This is a genomic window from Mesorhizobium sp. M1E.F.Ca.ET.045.02.1.1, from assembly GCF_003952485.1.
Classification (GTDB): domain Bacteria; phylum Pseudomonadota; class Alphaproteobacteria; order Rhizobiales; family Rhizobiaceae; genus Mesorhizobium.
The window spans coordinates 2,143,490-2,159,019 of the sequence record NZ_CP034447.1 but is presented as its reverse complement, the minus strand read 5'-3'; the positions used below and the strand labels follow the sequence as shown (position 1 = coordinate 2,159,019).

Here is a 15,530-nt window from a genome sequence, read left to right as displayed (position 1 = left end):
TCAGACGACCAGGGACAGGACAGTGGTAAGCAGGAACTGCCGTATGAAGAAGATGATCAACAGCAGGATGATCGGCGAGATGTCGATGCCGCCGAGATCGGGCATGAAACGGCGGATCGGCCGCAGCGCCGGCTCGGTCAGCCGGTAGAGCATGTTGGCGACGGTGCCGACGAACTGGTTGCGCGAGTTGACGACGTTGAAGGCATAGAGCCAGGAAAAGATCGCCGAGGCGATGATGACCCACCAATAGAGGTCGAGCGCCATGACGATGGTTTGAATGAGGGCGATCATGCCGGTCTCCAAATTGTCGCCGACATGTAGCCATTGCTTGGCGAACCGGCAAGGCCCGCCGGCATCGACGCCTCGACGTCAGGCGATCCGTTTCGCCTTGACATCAAACCGCCGCGACCGATACAAGCCCATCCGCTGGAACGGGGCTGTAGCTCAGCTGGGAGAGCGCATCGTTCGCAATGATGAGGTCAGGGGTTCGATCCCCCTCAGCTCCACCAGCGGGATTTTGCGAGCCACGGTGCCGGCCTTGCACGCCACCGCAAACCCCAGAGCCAACCGAACAACCTCTTTTAGATCGGCCCGGAAATCACTTTTGTTTTCCGCCGCATGAGTTCGGTGCGCCGGCGGCGCCATCTCCCAGCGCTGATTTTCGGTCAAACGCCGCGGCGGCAAGACGTCCTGAATTGTGATCTCGCCGGATCGGATGGCTGCTGCAGCCCTGAAACGTCCAACCGAAGCGGTCATGAATTTTCGCTGAATGGAGCCTTCAGCCTCCGTTCCGGGCCAACCTCCTACAAAGGGGCCGTTCAACCCGCGGTCCCCTGCCGCATCGAAGGAGAGGTCCCATGACCCGTACGTCAATCATCGCCACAGCTCTTGCAGCCGTCGTCGGCTTTTCCGCCGTCGCGCCCGCCATGGCCAATGATGTCAACATCGAACAATATGGCTGGCGCAATTCCGCCGGCGGCGCCCAGCACGGCTACCGCAACCGCATACACGTCTACCAGGATGGCCGCTTCAACACCGCCATCGGCCAGCAATATGGTCATCGCAACCGGTCGGTGATCGGGCAGCAGGGCGTCAACAACTACGGCGCGACCTATCAGTACGGCAGCCGGAACGCCGCGGGCATTGCCCAGTTCGGCTCGAACCACACCGCGATCCTGACGCAGGACGGCAACGGCAACATCGCCGCCGGCGTTCAAGTCGGCCACGGGTGCAATGCCGACGTCGGCCAGGGCGGCAGCGGCAATGTCGCCGCCTTCGTCCAGGACTGCCCCTGAACAATATGGACGGCCGGCAACGGTGTTGCCGGCCGTCATCCTGAGATGGCGAGGAGATCATCCATGACCAGACTGGACAACCGAACAGCAGCGGCATCGGCGGCGCTCCTGGCCGTGATCGCCGCCGGCGCGGCCGGTGCGGCGGCCGGTAAGGATGGCGCGAATTCCGGGCTGCTGCGATGCGAGATACGAGATACGGTTCAAGGCGACGCAATCCTGCTGGAGCCCCTGGTTTATGCCGACAGGAGCATCAACGGCATCTACACGGTCAGCGTCTCCGGCGGCGGCACCTACGGCTCCGCCAACATCCGGCAAGGCGGCGCCTTCGAAGCCGGACCGGGCAGTCGCGCATCGCTCGGCCGGATGAGCGTCGGGGCAAACGGCGCTGCCTACGACGTCAAGCTGAAAGTGACCGCAGGCGGAGCGAGCATCAGCTGCGTCAAGCAGGTGTCCGGCGCGACCTGAGCGCCAGTTCTCTCGATTGATCGAAGGAGGGCTTCGGGCAACCGGAGCCCTTCGCCATTTCCATCAGGCCAGGAACAATTCCTGGAAAGTGAGCAGCGATTCTCCATCCGTAATTGCGTGAAAACAAATACTTGGAGCGTCAGCGATTCTTTCAAAGGCTGAATCGCTCCAGGTCTTGAACGGCTGCTGAACGATCCCTTCCGTCACGGTTCAGCTTGGCTATGCGACTGTTCCTCATCAACGGTCGAACCCGCCAGGAGACGTAACATGAACCGCCAGATCACGAAGCTCGTCCACGCCGCCGCGCTCGCCGCGGCCATCGGCCTGCCCCTTGTCGCCGCTCCGGCAAAGGCGGGCGGTTCGATCGGATTTTACTACTCGCCTCGCGCTGCCCGCGACGCGCGGGCGCTGGACCTCGGCCTGCGCGCCTATTCGATCTACAACGGGCTGCGCAGCGGCGCCCATATCAGGCAGTTCGGACGGAACAACCGTGCCGGCCTAGGTCAGGACGGTGCGGGCAACCTCGGCATAATTCGACAGGAGGGCAGCGGGCATTCCGCTGTCTTGCGGCAGGACGGCAACGACAATTCCTACGGCATTTTCCAGTTCGGCAGAAACACCGACGCCAACGCCGCGCAGGCCGGCAACGGCCAGAGCGGGGCAGCCGTGCTGTTCGGCTGGTAGGCGAGAAGCCGCGGATTGCGGATGCGTGGACGACTGTCCGGCTATGCATCCGCAACCCGATGATCGGTTACAGCCCGCGAGGCCTGCAAGCGGCCCCTGTAAAACGCAGGGCAGCTTTCGGCCTCAGAGAGCCTCAATTGTCCCAATCATCCCAATTGTCTTCATCCTGCGGCGGATCGTTGGGAATGACCCGGATGACCGGCCGCGGACGCTGATAGCGCCAGTAATACTCGTCCGGCTGCGGCTCATAGGTGCGGTAGATCTGCCGGTAGTGGTGCTTGGGCTTCCAATACATATGCTTCTTGTGCGGCCGCACGCAGTAGCCGTCCTCGGTCAGGTACGCGCATGTCACATGCGCTCTTGGACCAGACTGTCTCTGTCCGGCGCCGCGATCATTGGCGCCGCCTGCAGCGCGAACGTCGGCGCCAGCATAGCCCCGGCAAGGGCAAGAACAGACAATTTCATCGACCTCTCCATCGTCTCCAGGTTCGGGCCGGAAGAACCCCCTGATTGGGGACGATTTGGGGCGGCCGGTGATCACTTTGATTTTCCGCCGCACATATAAGCGTTAGATCATGTTCGCATGGCGGCGTGCTCAAAGCCTTGCCCTTCAGGCCTGAAGTTTTCCGCGCCATCCCCTCGAAACAGACGGCGCATGAGACCGCAGGCCATTCTTCGCGGGCTTCCAATGGCCGCCAAAAATATGGGTGCTCCCGTGCGGCCTCGGCTGGCCCCACTCACCTGGAGACCGCCGTCGCTCTGCGATTGCGCTGGCGCGCGTAAGCCACACAGGCGTCCACCGTGCTGACGCAGAGCGCGTCGCGGCTGTTCGGCAGATTGTTGTCGCCGGCATAGGCCACCTCGGCGACGTGGCCGTTGAGCATCCGGATCTGCGTGTTGCAATAGCCGCCGGGAGCGACGTTGACGGACCCTCCAACCGCCGGGATCGCGCCCACGGCCATGGTCGGCATTGCGATGCTGAGATTGCCGCGCTGAACGGTGCGCTGATAGGTCCAGATCCGGCCGGAAGCTCCCACATCGGCGGTAGCTGTCGGAAAGCCGGCGCACATGCGAACGTCGGCCTCGCTGAGACCGATCATCTCCTTGCGGGCGGCGGCCGTGGTGGCGTCGACCTTGGCGATGCTCGATGTGTCGTTGGGGATGACGCAGGAAGACTGGATCGAGATGCCTGCCGCAACAAGGGCAAGTTTTCGAATGCGAGAAGATGTCATGCCGTCGGTCGGAATTGCGTGCCGCCCCAGCGCCCTCCTGCCTACCTAGGCAATCTGGCAAGAGCGTCAACCCGAGGAAATCCGCGAATTCCGGTCGAAGGCGAGAGCACCTTTCGCCACGTGCGCTCACACCACCCGGAAATAGCTCGTCATGCCGGTCTTCTGGTGCTCGATGATGTGGCAGTGGAGCAGCCAGACGCCGGGGTTGTCGGCGACGAAGCCAAGCTGCACCTTCTCGTCGGGCTGGATGAGATAGGTGTCGGAGACGAGCGGTTGCACTTGTCGGGTCGAGGACGACAGCACCTTGAAACTCATGCCGTGCAGGTGGATCGGATGCGAATGCGGCGTGAGGTTCTCCATGTCGATGATGTAGCTCTTGCCGAGCCTCAGCTCGGCCAGCGGCGCGGTCGGATCCGGCGTGTCGCCCGGCCACGGAACCTTGTTGATCGCCCAGAAACTGTAGCCGATCGAGCCGCAGATGCTGTCGGCCGAGACGTTTTCCGCCGTGGCGCTGAGCGCCAGCGGAATGCGCCCGGCGCCGGCGAGGTCCACTTCCGCCACCGGATTGGCCTCCAAAGGGCCAAGATCGCGCAGGTCGCGCTTGAGCGACTTCCCGACTGAACGCAGCGTCGCCAGAATCTTCGGCTTGGTGCCCCTGACGTCCCGCAGGCTGACGATCGCGCCTTCGTCGTCGGGCATGCGGATGGCAAGCTCCAGCCGCTGGCCAGGTCCGAGCTGCAGGGCGTCGGGCGCGAAGCGTAGCGGCACCGGATTGCCGTCGAGCGCGATGACCTCCGCTTCCGCGCCGTCGACACGGAAGGCGTAGATGCGGGTGACGTCGGTGATGGCGGCCCGCAGCCGCACCAGGCCGCCTGCCGGCGCGTCATATTGCGGCTGGTCGAGCCAGTTGGCGGTGCGCACGGTTCCATAGGTGCCCGCCCTTGCCGCATCGCGCGGCCGGAACTGCTCGATGAACTGGCCGTCGTCGCCGAGGCGCCAGTCGCGCAGATTGATCACCACCTCGGAATCGAATTCCGGATCGTTGGGATTTTCTACCACGATCACGCCGGTCAGCCCGTGGCCTGTCTGGGTCAGCGTGTTGCAATGCGGGTGGTACCAGAATGTGCCGGCGTCGGGTGGCGTGAAGGCATAGTCGAAATGATCGCCTTGATAGACATAAGGCTGGATCATGAACGGCACGCCGTCCATCTTGTTCGGAACGCGGATGCCGTGCCAATGGATCGTCGTCGGGTCGTCGATGCCATTGATGAGCCGCGCGGCGAACGGCTTGCCCTTCCTCATCCTGACGACCGGCGGTGGGCCTGCCTGGCCATAGGTGAGCACGTTCCTGGTCGGACCGGCCTCCATCAGCTTCGCCTCGATGTTTGAAGTCTTCAGAATAACCGGCTCAGGTCTCGCCGCCGCGAGCCCGGTCAACCTGCCGATAGTCGAGGCGCCAATGCCGGCGAGGCCGGCCGCGGCGGTGGCTTTGAGAAGATTGCGTCGCGTAAATACCGTCATATGGCTTTCCGAAAGGCAGTATCCCGGGCAGTCCACGATTGGGCTGAACCGCTCAGGCCCCTGTCACTATCCATCTTCACAGCCTAGAGCGCTTTGTTTTGACGCAATTCCGGACGGAAAACCGTTTCACACTTTTCCTGGAATTGCTCTAGTCCCGCAAACTGAACACGAATGGCGCCGTGCGCGTGACACGCGCGCCGAGCTCCTCCGGCGGCGTGGGCACCGTCGCGCCCTGCAGCGCGCCGAGCGCCGCGCGATCCAGATCCGCATCGCCCGACGAGCGCGCCAGCCGGGCCGAGACCACCCTGCCGGAGCTGTCCACCGTGAAGGTGACGTTGGGGCTGCCTTCGGCCTTTCTCGATCGCGCAGCGCTCGGGTAGCGCGTGTGCCGCCTGATCCACGCCGCCAGGTTGGCATTCCACCGCGATGGGCTGACGCTGGACCGCGGCGCCGCATCGGAGGATTGCGGCGCGGCGGCCTTCGCTCCTGCCTTGGCGCCGATGCTGGCCGTCGTCACCGCCTTGGGCGGCTCGGCCTTTTCCTTCTTCGGCCGGTGCTTCGGCTTTTCGACCGGCTTCTTTTCCGCTTTTTTCTTCGCCTCGACGGGTTTGCTTGCCTTGATTTCCGCCTCGACCGGCTTCGGCTGCGGCAGCGGAATGACCACGTCAGGCGCGATCGCTTCGACAGGATCGGGAATAACCTCTTCCAAAGGTTGCTGCTCGCTGAGCGCCGCAACAGCCTGCTCCGCTGCTTCGGCCTCTTCCGCCTTGTCAGCGTCGACGGGCTGTTCGGTGGCCGGCTCGGGCGCTTCCGCGACCGGTTCCGGTATCGGATCGGTCGCGGGTTTCACTTCGCTGACCGTCGGCGTCTCCTCCGCCGCATCGGGCGGATCCGGCGTCACCGCGTTCAGCGTCGCCACGTCTTCCGGCACCGCAGGCGCAACCACCAGCGGCGCCATTTCGACCGCCAGCGCCGGTGGCGGGCCGCCGTCCGGCGCCTCGGCAAAGCTCAGATTCTGTACCGCACAGGCGACGGCGACATGCGCGGCGAGAGTGATCGCGGCCGCGCTTGTCCACAGGCCGGCTTCGCGCACGTGCAAGCGCGGCCGAACGGACAAGGAGGCGACCGCAGGTGTCATGGCCCGGGACTTCCGCTTGTCGCCGGCGCGGGGCTTCCGCCTGGAACCGCGCCACCGGCGCCCGATGCCGTCTCGAGGCCGACCAGCGCGACCTTGAGATAGCCGGCGGCGCGCAAAAGGTTCATCACCTCCATCAGTTCGCCATAGCCCACCGTCTTGTCGGCGCGCAGGAAGATGCGCGTCTGCTTGTCGCCTTTGCTGCGGCTGTCGAGCACCGCGGCGAAGGCGGAGCGCGGCACGCTGTCATTGCCGATCGCCAGCGTCAGGTCGCTTTTCAGCGTCAGGAACAGCGGCGTCTCCGGGCGCGGCGCGGGCGTCGCCGTCGAGCCCGGCAGGTCGACATTGACGTCGACGGTCGCCAATGGTGCCGCGACCATGAAGATGATCAGCAGCACCAGGATGACGTCGATGAACGGCGTGACGTTGATCTCGTGGCTTTCCTCGAGATCGTCGCTGGCCGTCTCGCGGATCCGCGCCGCCATCGCCGCTCACTCCGCCGCCATCGCGGTTGCCGGCGGCACCGTGCGGAAATCGAGGTCGCGGCTCACCAGCCGCTCGACGCCCGCGGAAGCGTCGGCAAGGATCTGCCTGTAGCCGGCTATCGAACGCGCGAAGACGTTGTAGATCACCACCGCCGGGATCGCCGCGACCAGGCCCATGGCGGTGGCGAGCAGCGCCTCGGCGATGCCCGGCGCCACCACCGCCAGATTGGTGGTCTGCGCCTGCGAGATGCCGATGAAGGCGTTCACGATGCCCCAGACGGTGCCGAACAGGCCGACGAAGGGCGCCGTCGAGCCGATTGTCGCAAGCAGGCCGGTACCGCGCGACATGCGCCGCGCCGCGGCAGCCTCGATGCGCGAGAGCCTTGAGTTGACGCGCTCCTTCAGACCGTCGCCCGAGGCATGATCCAGCGCGCCGACCGAAAGCGCGCGCTCTTCCTCGGCCGCGCGCACCAGCAGCGCGCCCGGCCCCCCGCTGTGGCCAAGCGCGCGGCCGGCCTGCATCAGCGTCGCCGCATTGCCGATCGCCGTCACCGCGCGGCGGGCCCTGAGCTTGCCGCCTAAGATCTCCAGCGACTTGGCGAGCCAGATCGTCCAGGTGACCAGAGAAGCGAAAGCAAGTCCGACCATGACCGCCTTCACCACGATGTCGGCATTCATGAACATGCCCCAGGGCGACAGATCATGCGGCAGCGTCAGCGGGATTGCGGCCGGCTGCTCACGATCGGCGCCGACGCTCTGGGTCGGCTGGGGACTCGGCTCCGCCGGCTGGGCTACAGTCGGCGCGGCACCCGCCGCCGGTGGTTGCGCCGCAGGTGCCTGCGCGGCCGGCACCGGCGCCGACGGCTGTTCTTGCGCCGTGGCCACGCCGGCTGAGAGAATGACCGATGCGGCCAGCGCCGCAGGAAGAAAGCTGTTCCGGGACAAGGTTCGTCCTCGCTTCATCATTGCACGTAGCCGATAGGCCGGCCGGTGACGGGGTGCTCGAGCACGCCCATCTCGACGCCGAAAATGTCCTTGAGCACCTCGCCCCGCATGATTTCGGCCGGCGTGCCGCGCGTGAGCAGCCGGCCTTGCTTCAGCGCGATCAATTCGTCGCAATAGCGCGCCGCCATGTTGGGATCGTGCAGCACCACGACGACGCAAAGATCGCGCTTGCGGCTCAGGTCCTTGACCAGCGCCAGCACCTCGACCTGATGCGCGATGTCGAGCGCCGAGATCGGCTCGTCGAGCAGCATGACGCCGGCATTCTGCGCCACCAGCATGGCGAGCCAGGCGCGCTGGCGCTCGCCGCCGGAAAGCTCGTCCACCAGGCGGTCGGCGAAAGCGCTCATGTCGGTCAGCGCCAGCGCTTCCTCGACATGGCTTCGGTCCTCCGACCCGAAACGGCCGAGCGCGCCATGCCAAGGATAGCGCCCGAGTGCCGCCAGCTCGCGCACGGTCAAGCCCGTGGCCGCCGGCGTCGTCTGCGGCAGATAGGCGAGCGCCCGCGCCAACTCGCGCGCGCCCCAGCCGGTGAGCGGACGTTCGGCGAAGCGGATATCGCCGGAGCTTGCCGGCTGCTGCCGCGCCAGAAGCTTGACCAGTGTCGACTTGCCCGAACCGTTATGGCCGATCAGCCCGTAGACGCGCGAGCGTTGAAGCTCGAGCGAAACCGGCCCGAGCAGTGTGCGCTCGCCGACGGCAAAGCGCACCGCTTCGACATGAAAGGCAGTCTGGGCACCTGCTTCGGTCAACATCCGTCTCCAAGCGGCCGCTGCCTAGGCTGTCGCCATGCGGCCAACGTTGGCTGACTAGGAAACATGAGTTTACTAGTCAACTCTAAAGGTGATTTTTTTGATCAACAAATTGCTGCGTCGCTTCGACCGGCAGCCTGAGCGCTATGAGGTCTGGACGGCGACGCCATCGCTGCGCCACGATGCAGGCGGCAACCGAGGCAGCAGGCGATGATCAAGGCGACACCATTCGACTTCCCCTATGACGGCCGGCTGGTGCCGCAGCACACCGCGCTGCTGGTCATCGACCTGCAGGAGGATTTCCTGTCGCCGACAGGTTACTTCGCCAGGAAAGGTTATGATCCGTCGCCGCTCAGAGCCATCCTGCCCGCCGTGAACCGGCTGATTGCCGCCGCCCGCGCAGCGGGCCTGACCATCGTCCACACCAGGCAAGGCTATCGCGCCGACATGGCCGACATGACGCCCTACGAGAAATGGCGCCGCAAGCGGGCTGGCCTCGACGGCACCGACATCCTGCTGCGCTCCAGCCCAGGCTTCCAGATCGTGTCCGACATCGAGGTGGCGCCTGAGGACATCGTCGTCGACAAGACCTGCAACGGCGCCTTCACCTATACCGATCTGGAGCTGGTGCTCAGGGCGCGCAGCATCACCCATCTCCTGTTCGCCGGATGCACGACGGATGTCTGCGTGCACACAACGCTGCGCGAGGCCTGCGACCGCAATTTCCAGTGCCTGACGATCGCGGACGCCTGCGCCAGCGGCGACCAAAAGGCGCACGAAGCCGCGCTCCACATGGTCACGGTCGAGGACGGCGTCTTCGGCGCGCTGGCGGAGTCGGAAGTCGTCATCGCCGCGCTGTCCCGGCTCGTGACCGCGGCGAACTGAGCAGCCGCGGGCCTTCTTCTCACAACGGCGAGCGCACGGCCGGCGGCCGGCGCGCGGCGAAAGCTCCCGGCTGCGGGATCTCCGCTTCGCGGCGCGCCAGCGAATTCGCGATCAGCGTGACCGTCTCGCGCCCGATCCGGGCAATCTCGCTCGGACGGTCGATGCCGCCGATCATGAATTCCTCGATACCGAGCGCGGCATAAGGCAACAGCGAAAGCGCAAGCCGCGCCGGCGGCCCCACGACATCGACCGCCTTGTGGTCGGAGGCGCCGGACCAGTCTTCGGAGCGAATGCGGACGGGAAGCGCGAAATGCAGCTTGCCGGCGCGACCGTGTTCGGCGGCGGCGCTGCGCACGCGCTGCATCAACTGCGCGACCTCGTCCGGCGAGCCGGCGGCCAGCTCGAAGACATCGGCGTGCCGTCCCGCGACCTTCAGCGCCGTGCCGGATTGCCCGCCGAGACGGATGGCGAGGTCCGCGCCATGCGGACCCTTGCGCGGAACGTAGCCGCCTCTGACGCTGTAGAAGGCGCCCTCGTGATCGAAAGGCTTGTCGTTCGACCACAGACGCTTCAAGAGCACCAGATATTCGTCGATGCGCTGCCAGACCACGCTGTGGCCGACCGGCCGCGCCTCGGCGTCGCTGTCCTCCAGCGGCTCGCTCAGCATCCTGAGCGACAGGCGGCCGCCGCTTCTGCGGTCGAGCGCCGCGAGTTGCCTTGCCGCCACCGTCGGCTCGATCACGCCGGCCCAGTGCGTCAGAACCACCTCGAGCGATGCCGTGCGTTCGAGCGTCTGGGCGGCGATGTCCATATTGGTGAGCAGGCCGGCCGGATCGTCGACGACCAGCTTGTTGAAACCGGCATCCTCGATCAGCGACAGCTTGGTCGCCGTCTCGGCGAAATCATAGAAGAAGCTGCCGTTGGCAGGCTTACCGGGAACATGCGTGAACTCGATCGGCATTGCCATCTCCTCCATCACGTTGGGTTGCCCCGCTTTATGCCCTCGCATTGAAATCCACGCACAGGCGCGCGACGGCGCTCTGGCGCACGGCCAGTTCTACTCGGCTACTCAACTCAGATTGTTTGACGGAGGGGCCTTGGCCCCTATGCCCGATTATTAGGGGATCAGCCCCAGCACCACCGCGCCGGTGAACACGAACGCAAGCGCGAAGACGAGATAGGCGAAGGTGCCGCCATAGGCGGGCCTCCAGCTCTCACCGGCGGTCAGCCTTTGGCCCTTGCGCTGAGCATTCTGGATGTAGGACATGGTCGAGCCTCCGTCTCGGCCATTAATCTATAAAATTAGTAGACTTTGTCGATTGCTATTTTTGAGAGATTTTTGGAACAACGTTCTCAAATTCAGGCCAAAGATGGTTGTTATTACCTCTCGTAAAAGGAGTATTCGATCGTCGGCGCGTGCCACGCCGGCCTCTGGCTGACCTGGAGTTGGTCGGTCGGAGCCGCCTTCCGAAGCCAAAAAGCCCTTTATTCGACAGAGCTTGGCCATCCCGAATGTCGGGGATAGCATCGGCCGACAAACAAAGGCCCTCACGGAGAAACGACATGGGTGGAAGGCTGGCGGGCAAGGTCGCCATCATTTCGGGCGGCGCGACGGGCATTGGCCGAGCGGCTTCCGAGCTGTTCGCGGCCGAAGGCGCCAAGGTGGCGATCATCGACCGCAACGGCGAGGCGGCCGGCAAAACCGCCGCGGCTATCCGCGCGCGCGGCCACATCGCCGAGCATTTCGTGGCCGACGTTTCGGATGAAGCGCAGGTCGAAGCGGCGGCAAGGGCGGCGGCGGAGAAATTCGGGCCGGTCACCGTGCTGTTCAACCACGCCGGCACCATCGTCATCAAACCCTTCCTGGAGACGAGCCTGCAGGAATGGGACTGGCTGCACGCCGTCAACGTGCGCTCGATGTTCCTGATGACGCGCGCGGTGCTGCCCGGCATGATCGCAGCCGGCGGCGGCTCGATCGTCTGCACCTCGTCGATCTCGGCGGTGGCGGCGACGCCGAACGAAGTGCTCTACGACACCACCAAGGGCGCCTGCCATATGTTCGCCCGCGCCATCGCGGTCGAGTTCCGCGACCGCAACATCCGCTGCAACGCCGTCTGCCCCGGCTTCATCCGCACCCCGCACGGGCTGCGCGAGGTGGCCGATCTCGGCAAGCTCGGCGTCGACGTTTCCGACGCCGCCATGGCCGCACAGCAGGGCCGCATCGGCGAGCCGGAAGAGGTAGCGAAGGCCGCGCTGTTCCTCGCCAGCGACGAATCGAGCTTCGTCAACGGCGCGCATCTGTTCGTCGACAACGCGTTTACGGCAATCTGAGGCCAGCCTGGCACCCTTCCTCTCCCCCGTCGATCGGGGGAGAGGTGTCGAGCGTAGCTCGACGGAGTGGGGGGTCGACCCTTGGCGTGGCGCAGGAAGATTCTTGCGCCTTGGTCTTTTTTTCAATGTTCGGCGGCAGCGGTTGCCAGGTGGTTCCCCCACTCCGTCGCTGCTTCGCAGCGCCACCTCTCCCCCCTCCGGAGGGAGAGGAAAGGGAGCCGAGTCCTACCGCTCCTCCCTGCGAAACGGCTTCAGCAGCGCCGACGGCGCGACCGCATTGCGCGACATGAAGGCCATCGCGACGATGGTGAAGATGAACGGCAGCATCAGGAACGCTTCGTAGGGGATGTGACCGAGTCCGCTTGCCTGCATCCTGAGCTGTAGCGCGTCGACGAAGGCAAAGAGCAGCGCGGCTCCCGCCGAGCGCCATGGGTCCCAGCGGCCGAACACGACCAAAGCGATCGCCACCCAGCCGCGGCCCGACACCACGCCGAAGGTGAAGGCGTTGAACTGCGCCATGGTGAGGAAGGCGCCGGCCAAACCCATCAGCGCGCCGCCGAGGATGACCGCCTGGAAGCGCGTGGCGATCACGCTGACGCCGGCGGAATCCGCAGCGCGTGGGTTCTCGCCGACCATGCGCACCGACAGTCCCCATGGCGTGCGGTAGAGCACGAAGGCGGCGAGCGGTACGGCAAGGATCGCGAGATAAACCAGCGTGAACTGGTTGAACACGGCCGGGCCGAGGATCGGAATGCCCGAAAGCAACGGGATCGCCACCGGCTTGAAGCCGTCGATGCTGGGCGGCACCGATTGCTGGCCGAAGATCAGGCGGTAAAGGAAATAGGCAAGGCCGGATGAGAACAGCGTCACGCCGATGCCGCAGACATGCTGGCTCAAGCCCAGCGCCACGGTGAACAGCGCATGCAGCGCGCCCATCAGCGCGCCGACAAGCACGGCCACCAGCACGCCGAGCCACAGGCTGCCGCTGAGGCTGGCGGCGGTGAAGCCAGCCATCGCCGACAACAGCATGATGCCTTCGATGCCGAGATTGAGCACGCCGGCGCGCTCGGAAAACATTTCGCCGAGCGTGGCGAAAGCGAGCGGCGTGGCAATGCGGATGATGGCGGCGAGGAAGCCGACCTGAAAAATCTGCTCGAATACCGCGCTCATGCGGATGCTCCCACGCGGCGGATGCGGTAGGCGGTGAAGAGCAGCGCCACCAGCATGGCAAGCAGCGCCGTGCCCTGGATGACGTCGCTGAGGAAAGCCGGCACGCCGGTCGCGCGCGACATCGCCTCGGCGCCGGTCATGACGGCGGCGAGGAAGAGCGCCGCGGGCACCACGCCGAGCGGATTGAGCCTTGCCAGCATGGCGACGACGATGCCGGAATAGCCATAGCCCGGCGAGATGTCGCTCATCACCTGGAAGTGCACGCCACCCACCTCGCCGACGCCGGCGAGTCCGGCGAGCGCGCCGGAGAGCAGCGCGGTGGAAAGCAGCACGCGCTGCACGCTGATGCCGCCATAGCGTGCCGCTTCGGCATTCTCGCCGGTAACGCGGATGCGGAAGCCGAGCGTGGTGCGCGCGATCAGGAACCAGCAAAGCGGTGCCGCGATCAGCGCCACGATCACGCCGAGATGCAGCCGCGTGCCTTCGATCAGCACAGGGAAATTGGCCGAATCCTCGATCGGCGGCGAGATCGGGTAGCCGCTGAACGTATCCTTCCACGGCCCCTCGATCAGCGCCATCAGCGCGTAATAAATGACCGAGTTGAGGAGCAGCGAGCTCACCACATCATCGACCTTGAACTTGACCCGGAGCGTCGCCGGCACCAGCGCGACGATGGCGCCGGCCGCCGCGCCCGCCAGCGCCATCAGAAGCATGGCGAGGTAACCCGGCATCGGGATGGCGCCGACGGCGCAGCTCGCCACCGCGCCGGCCAGCAACTGGCCCTCGGCGCCGATGTTCCAGAATTTTGCCCGGAAGGCGATCGCCACCGCAAGGCCGGTGAAGATCATGGGTGCTGCGCGCACCAGCGTCTCGGTGATGGCGTAGCTGTCGCCGAGCGAGGCCGAGAGCATCACGCCATAGGCCTCGGTGACCCCGGCGCCGGCGACTGCGATCAGGCCGCTGCAAAGGATGAGTGTGACGACAATCGCGAGGAACGGCAGCGCGAGATTGAACCAGGCGGGCGTCGACGTGCGGGCTTCGAGACGAAACATCAGGCGTGCCCCTCCGCGCCGGTCATCATCAGCCCGAGCCGCGTGACCGTGGCGTCCGCGCCGGAAAGCGTGCCGGCGATGCGGCCCTCATACATCACCGCGATGCGGTCCGAGAGCATCAGCAGTTCCTCGAGGTCCTCGCCGATGACGATGATGCCGCAGCCCTTGGCGCGCATGGCGAGGAACTTCTCGTGGATGAAGCGGGCAGCGCCTATGTCGAGGCCGCGCGTCGGCTGCGAGACGATCAGCACCTTCGGATCGAAGGCGAGCTCGCGCGCCAAAAGCGCCTTCTGCAGATTGCCGCCGGAAAGCGCGCCGGCGCGCACCATCGGCCCGGGACAGCGTATGTCGTAGGCCTTGATCTGCGCCTCGGCGAAGGCGCGGATCGCGGCCGGATTGAGCAGTCCCTTGCGGCTGAAGGCCTCGGTGCCGACGCGCGGCAGCACCATGGAATCGGCGAGCGGCAGGTTTGTGACCAGCCCGGTCGTCATCCGGTCTTCCGGAATACGGCCGAGCCCGAGCGCCTGCAGTGCGCGCGGCGAGAATTGCGTCACCTTTTTGCCGGCTATCGTCATCGTGCCGGCTTGAGGCTGCAACATGCCGGAGATGACGTCGGCGAGCGCCCGCTGGCCGTTGCCGGAAACGCCGGCGATACCCAGGATCTCCCCGGCGCGGACGAAAAGCGACACCTCGCGCAGCGGCATGCCGGCATGGCCGGTAGTGGAAATAGCGTCGAGCGTCAGCACCGAGGCACCGGGCGTCGTAGCCTCTTTGGTCGGCGGTACGATCTCGTGGCCGCACATCAGCTTGGCCATCTCGGCCGAGGTCGTGCTGGCCGGATGATCGACGCGGCCGGCGACCTTGCCGTGGCGCAGCACCACGCAGCGATGCGTGAGCGCTCTGACCTCGTTGAGCTTGTGCGAGATGAAGATGATGCCGAGCCCTTGGGCTGCCATGGAGCGCAAAGCGGCGAACAGGCCGTCCACTTCACTCGGCGCCAGCACCGCCGTCGGCTCGTCGAGGATCAAAAGCTTCGCGCCGCGAAACAGCGCCTTGATGATTTCCAGCCGCTGCTGCTCGCCGACCGAGAGCGCCGAGACCGGCAGGTTGGGATCGAGGCTCAAGCCATGCCGGCTGCCGATTTCCTTCAGCCGCGCCAGCCCGCCGGCGCGGTCGATGCCGCCGGATCTGCCGGGGATGCCGATCAGCAGGTTCTCCAGCACCGTGAGCCGTGGCGCCAGATGGAAATGCTGATGCACCATGCCGATGCCGGCGGCCAAGGCATCGGCCGAATCGTGGATGGCGACCGATCTGCCCTCGACCAGAATCTCGCCGGCGTCCGACGCATAGGCGCCAAACAGCACATTCATCAGCGTCGTCTTGCCGGCGCCGTTCTCGCCGAGCAGGCCGAGGATTTCGCCCGGCGCGACGCTGAGATCGACCGCCTCGTTCGCCTTGACGGCGCCGAAGCTCTTGGTGATGCCGCGCATTTCGATGAGAGGGGCGGACAAGGGTGCTCCT

Annotated in this window: 18 protein-coding genes and 1 tRNA gene; 6 read left to right on the top strand and 13 right to left on the bottom strand. The window is 65.6% G+C overall.

What is annotated here, in order from left to right; genetic code table 11:
* Window positions 1-291 carry a YggT family protein gene (locus EJ070_RS10420; protein ID WP_126091280.1) on the bottom strand — a complete coding sequence of 97 codons (291 nt, stop codon included), beginning with the start codon at window positions 289-291 and terminating at the stop codon, window positions 1-3.
* 142 nt (window positions 292-433) lie between these two features.
* Here EJ070_RS10420 and EJ070_RS10415 point away from each other — a divergent pair.
* The 4 genes from EJ070_RS10415 (at window position 434) to EJ070_RS10400 (ending at window position 2,444) form a co-directional block, all read left to right on the top strand.
* A tRNA-Ala gene (locus EJ070_RS10415) sits at window positions 434-509 on the top strand.
* Between the two features lie 348 nt (window positions 510-857).
* Window positions 858-1,295: a curlin gene (locus tag EJ070_RS10410; protein ID WP_126091279.1), complete on the top strand. Its 438-nt coding sequence runs from the start codon at window positions 858-860 to the stop codon at window positions 1,293-1,295.
* A gap of 63 nt (window positions 1,296-1,358) precedes the next feature.
* Window positions 1,359-1,760 carry a curli-like amyloid fiber formation chaperone CsgH gene (gene csgH, locus EJ070_RS10405; protein ID WP_126091278.1) on the top strand — a complete coding sequence of 134 codons (402 nt, stop codon included), beginning with the start codon at window positions 1,359-1,361 and terminating at the stop codon, window positions 1,758-1,760.
* A 267-nt stretch (window positions 1,761-2,027) separates the two neighbouring features.
* Window positions 2,028-2,444, top strand: a complete 417-nt coding sequence (locus EJ070_RS10400; RefSeq protein ID WP_126091277.1) for a curlin — start codon at window positions 2,028-2,030, stop codon at window positions 2,442-2,444.
* A gap of 133 nt (window positions 2,445-2,577) precedes the next feature.
* Here EJ070_RS10400 and EJ070_RS10395 read toward each other — a convergent pair whose 3' ends face one another.
* The 7 genes from EJ070_RS10395 to EJ070_RS10365 form a co-directional block, all read right to left on the bottom strand.
* The gene (locus EJ070_RS10395) at window positions 2,578-2,796 is read right to left on the bottom strand and encodes a hypothetical protein (protein ID WP_126091276.1); all 219 of its coding nucleotides are present in this window, start codon (window positions 2,794-2,796) and stop codon (window positions 2,578-2,580) included.
* A 385-nt stretch (window positions 2,797-3,181) separates the two neighbouring features.
* A complete protein-coding gene (locus EJ070_RS10390; protein WP_126091275.1) occupies window positions 3,182-3,676 on the bottom strand; it encodes a hypothetical protein in 495 nt (164 codons plus the stop codon).
* Window positions 3,677-3,802: 126 nt separating this feature from the next.
* The gene (locus EJ070_RS10385; protein ID WP_126091274.1) at window positions 3,803-5,197 is read right to left on the bottom strand and encodes a multicopper oxidase family protein; all 1,395 of its coding nucleotides are present in this window, start codon (window positions 5,195-5,197) and stop codon (window positions 3,803-3,805) included.
* A gap of 148 nt (window positions 5,198-5,345) precedes the next feature.
* Complete coding sequence (locus tag EJ070_RS10380) at window positions 5,346-6,335, bottom strand: energy transducer TonB (protein ID WP_126091273.1); 990 nt, start codon at window positions 6,333-6,335, stop codon at window positions 5,346-5,348.
* Window positions 6,332-6,817, bottom strand: coding sequence for a TonB system transport protein ExbD (gene exbD / locus EJ070_RS10375; protein ID WP_126091272.1), 486 nt, complete (start codon window positions 6,815-6,817; stop codon window positions 6,332-6,334). Before exbD ends, EJ070_RS10380 begins: the two co-directional genes overlap by 4 nt.
* 6 nt (window positions 6,818-6,823) lie before the next feature.
* Window positions 6,824-7,762, bottom strand: a complete 939-nt coding sequence (exbB, locus tag EJ070_RS10370) for a tonB-system energizer ExbB (RefSeq protein WP_126091271.1) — start codon at window positions 7,760-7,762, stop codon at window positions 6,824-6,826.
* Window positions 7,763-7,779: 17 nt separating this feature from the next.
* Window positions 7,780-8,574, bottom strand: a complete 795-nt coding sequence (locus tag EJ070_RS10365) for an ATP-binding cassette domain-containing protein (protein WP_189350473.1) — start codon at window positions 8,572-8,574, stop codon at window positions 7,780-7,782.
* A 207-nt stretch (window positions 8,575-8,781) separates the two neighbouring features.
* Here EJ070_RS10365 and EJ070_RS10360 point away from each other — a divergent pair, with 207 nt between their 5' ends.
* Window positions 8,782-9,456, top strand: coding sequence for an isochorismatase family cysteine hydrolase (locus tag EJ070_RS10360; protein ID WP_126091269.1), 675 nt, complete (start codon window positions 8,782-8,784; stop codon window positions 9,454-9,456).
* Window positions 9,457-9,475: 19 nt separating this feature from the next.
* Here EJ070_RS10360 and EJ070_RS10355 read toward each other — a convergent pair whose 3' ends face one another.
* Both EJ070_RS10355 and EJ070_RS10350 read right to left on the bottom strand, forming a co-directional pair.
* Window positions 9,476-10,417, bottom strand: a complete 942-nt coding sequence (locus EJ070_RS10355; RefSeq protein WP_126091268.1) for an LLM class flavin-dependent oxidoreductase — start codon at window positions 10,415-10,417, stop codon at window positions 9,476-9,478.
* Window positions 10,418-10,573: 156 nt separating this feature from the next.
* Window positions 10,574-10,723 carry a hypothetical protein gene (locus EJ070_RS10350; RefSeq protein WP_126091267.1) on the bottom strand — a complete coding sequence of 50 codons (150 nt, stop codon included), beginning with the start codon at window positions 10,721-10,723 and terminating at the stop codon, window positions 10,574-10,576.
* 296 nt (window positions 10,724-11,019) lie between these two features.
* Between EJ070_RS10350 and EJ070_RS10345 the strand changes: the two genes are divergently transcribed.
* On the top strand, window positions 11,020-11,787 hold the full coding sequence (locus EJ070_RS10345) for an SDR family oxidoreductase (RefSeq protein WP_126091266.1): 768 nt from the start codon (window positions 11,020-11,022) through the stop codon (window positions 11,785-11,787).
* Between the two features lie 225 nt (window positions 11,788-12,012).
* On the opposite strand, the gene EJ070_RS10340 is transcribed toward EJ070_RS10345, so the two are convergent.
* From EJ070_RS10340 to EJ070_RS10330, 3 genes are read right to left on the bottom strand one after another with little or no spacing between them, the layout of a single operon-like run.
* Window positions 12,013-12,957, bottom strand: a complete 945-nt coding sequence (locus EJ070_RS10340) for an ABC transporter permease (protein ID WP_126091265.1) — start codon at window positions 12,955-12,957, stop codon at window positions 12,013-12,015.
* Entirely contained in the window at window positions 12,954-14,009 is a 1,056-nt protein-coding gene (locus EJ070_RS10335) for an ABC transporter permease (RefSeq protein WP_126091264.1), read from the bottom strand. Before EJ070_RS10335 ends, EJ070_RS10340 begins: the two co-directional genes overlap by 4 nt.
* Window positions 14,009-15,520 (bottom strand): ABC transporter ATP-binding protein, encoded by a 1,512-nt coding sequence (locus EJ070_RS10330; protein WP_126091263.1) that lies wholly within the window; start codon window positions 15,518-15,520, stop codon window positions 14,009-14,011. Before EJ070_RS10330 ends, EJ070_RS10335 begins: the two co-directional genes overlap by 1 nt.
* Window positions 15,521-15,530 lie beyond the last annotated feature (10 nt).

What these genes read in the sequence shown, in the direction of transcription:
- EJ070_RS10355 (WP_126091268.1), bottom strand. Translation starts at nt 10,417, where the DNA reads ATGCCGATCGAGTTCACGCATGTTCCCGGTAAGCCTGCCAACGGCAGC.
- EJ070_RS10390 (WP_126091275.1), bottom strand. Translation starts at nt 3,676, where the DNA reads ATGACATCTTCTCGCATTCGAAAACTTGCCCTTGTTGCGGCAGGCATC.
- EJ070_RS10360 (WP_126091269.1), top strand. Translation starts at nt 8,782, where the DNA reads ATGATCAAGGCGACACCATTCGACTTCCCCTATGACGGCCGGCTGGTG.
- EJ070_RS10335 (WP_126091264.1), bottom strand. Translation starts at nt 14,009, where the DNA reads ATGTTTCGTCTCGAAGCCCGCACGTCGACGCCCGCCTGGTTCAATCTC.
- EJ070_RS10345 (WP_126091266.1), top strand. Translation starts at nt 11,020, where the DNA reads ATGGGTGGAAGGCTGGCGGGCAAGGTCGCCATCATTTCGGGCGGCGCG.
- csgH (WP_126091278.1), top strand. Translation starts at nt 1,359, where the DNA reads ATGACCAGACTGGACAACCGAACAGCAGCGGCATCGGCGGCGCTCCTG.
- EJ070_RS10340 (WP_126091265.1), bottom strand. Translation starts at nt 12,957, where the DNA reads ATGAGCGCGGTATTCGAGCAGATTTTTCAGGTCGGCTTCCTCGCCGCC.
- exbD (WP_126091272.1), bottom strand. Translation starts at nt 6,817, where the DNA reads ATGGCGGCGCGGATCCGCGAGACGGCCAGCGACGATCTCGAGGAAAGC.
- EJ070_RS10410 (WP_126091279.1), top strand. Translation starts at nt 858, where the DNA reads ATGACCCGTACGTCAATCATCGCCACAGCTCTTGCAGCCGTCGTCGGC.
- EJ070_RS10350 (WP_126091267.1), bottom strand. Translation starts at nt 10,723, where the DNA reads ATGTCCTACATCCAGAATGCTCAGCGCAAGGGCCAAAGGCTGACCGCC.
- EJ070_RS10380 (WP_126091273.1), bottom strand. Translation starts at nt 6,335, where the DNA reads ATGACACCTGCGGTCGCCTCCTTGTCCGTTCGGCCGCGCTTGCACGTG.
- EJ070_RS10420 (WP_126091280.1), bottom strand. Translation starts at nt 291, where the DNA reads ATGATCGCCCTCATTCAAACCATCGTCATGGCGCTCGACCTCTATTGG.
- EJ070_RS10365 (WP_189350473.1), bottom strand. Translation starts at nt 8,574, where the DNA reads ATGTTGACCGAAGCAGGTGCCCAGACTGCCTTTCATGTCGAAGCGGTG.
- EJ070_RS10400 (WP_126091277.1), top strand. Translation starts at nt 2,028, where the DNA reads ATGAACCGCCAGATCACGAAGCTCGTCCACGCCGCCGCGCTCGCCGCG.
- EJ070_RS10385 (WP_126091274.1), bottom strand. Translation starts at nt 5,197, where the DNA reads ATGACGGTATTTACGCGACGCAATCTTCTCAAAGCCACCGCCGCGGCC.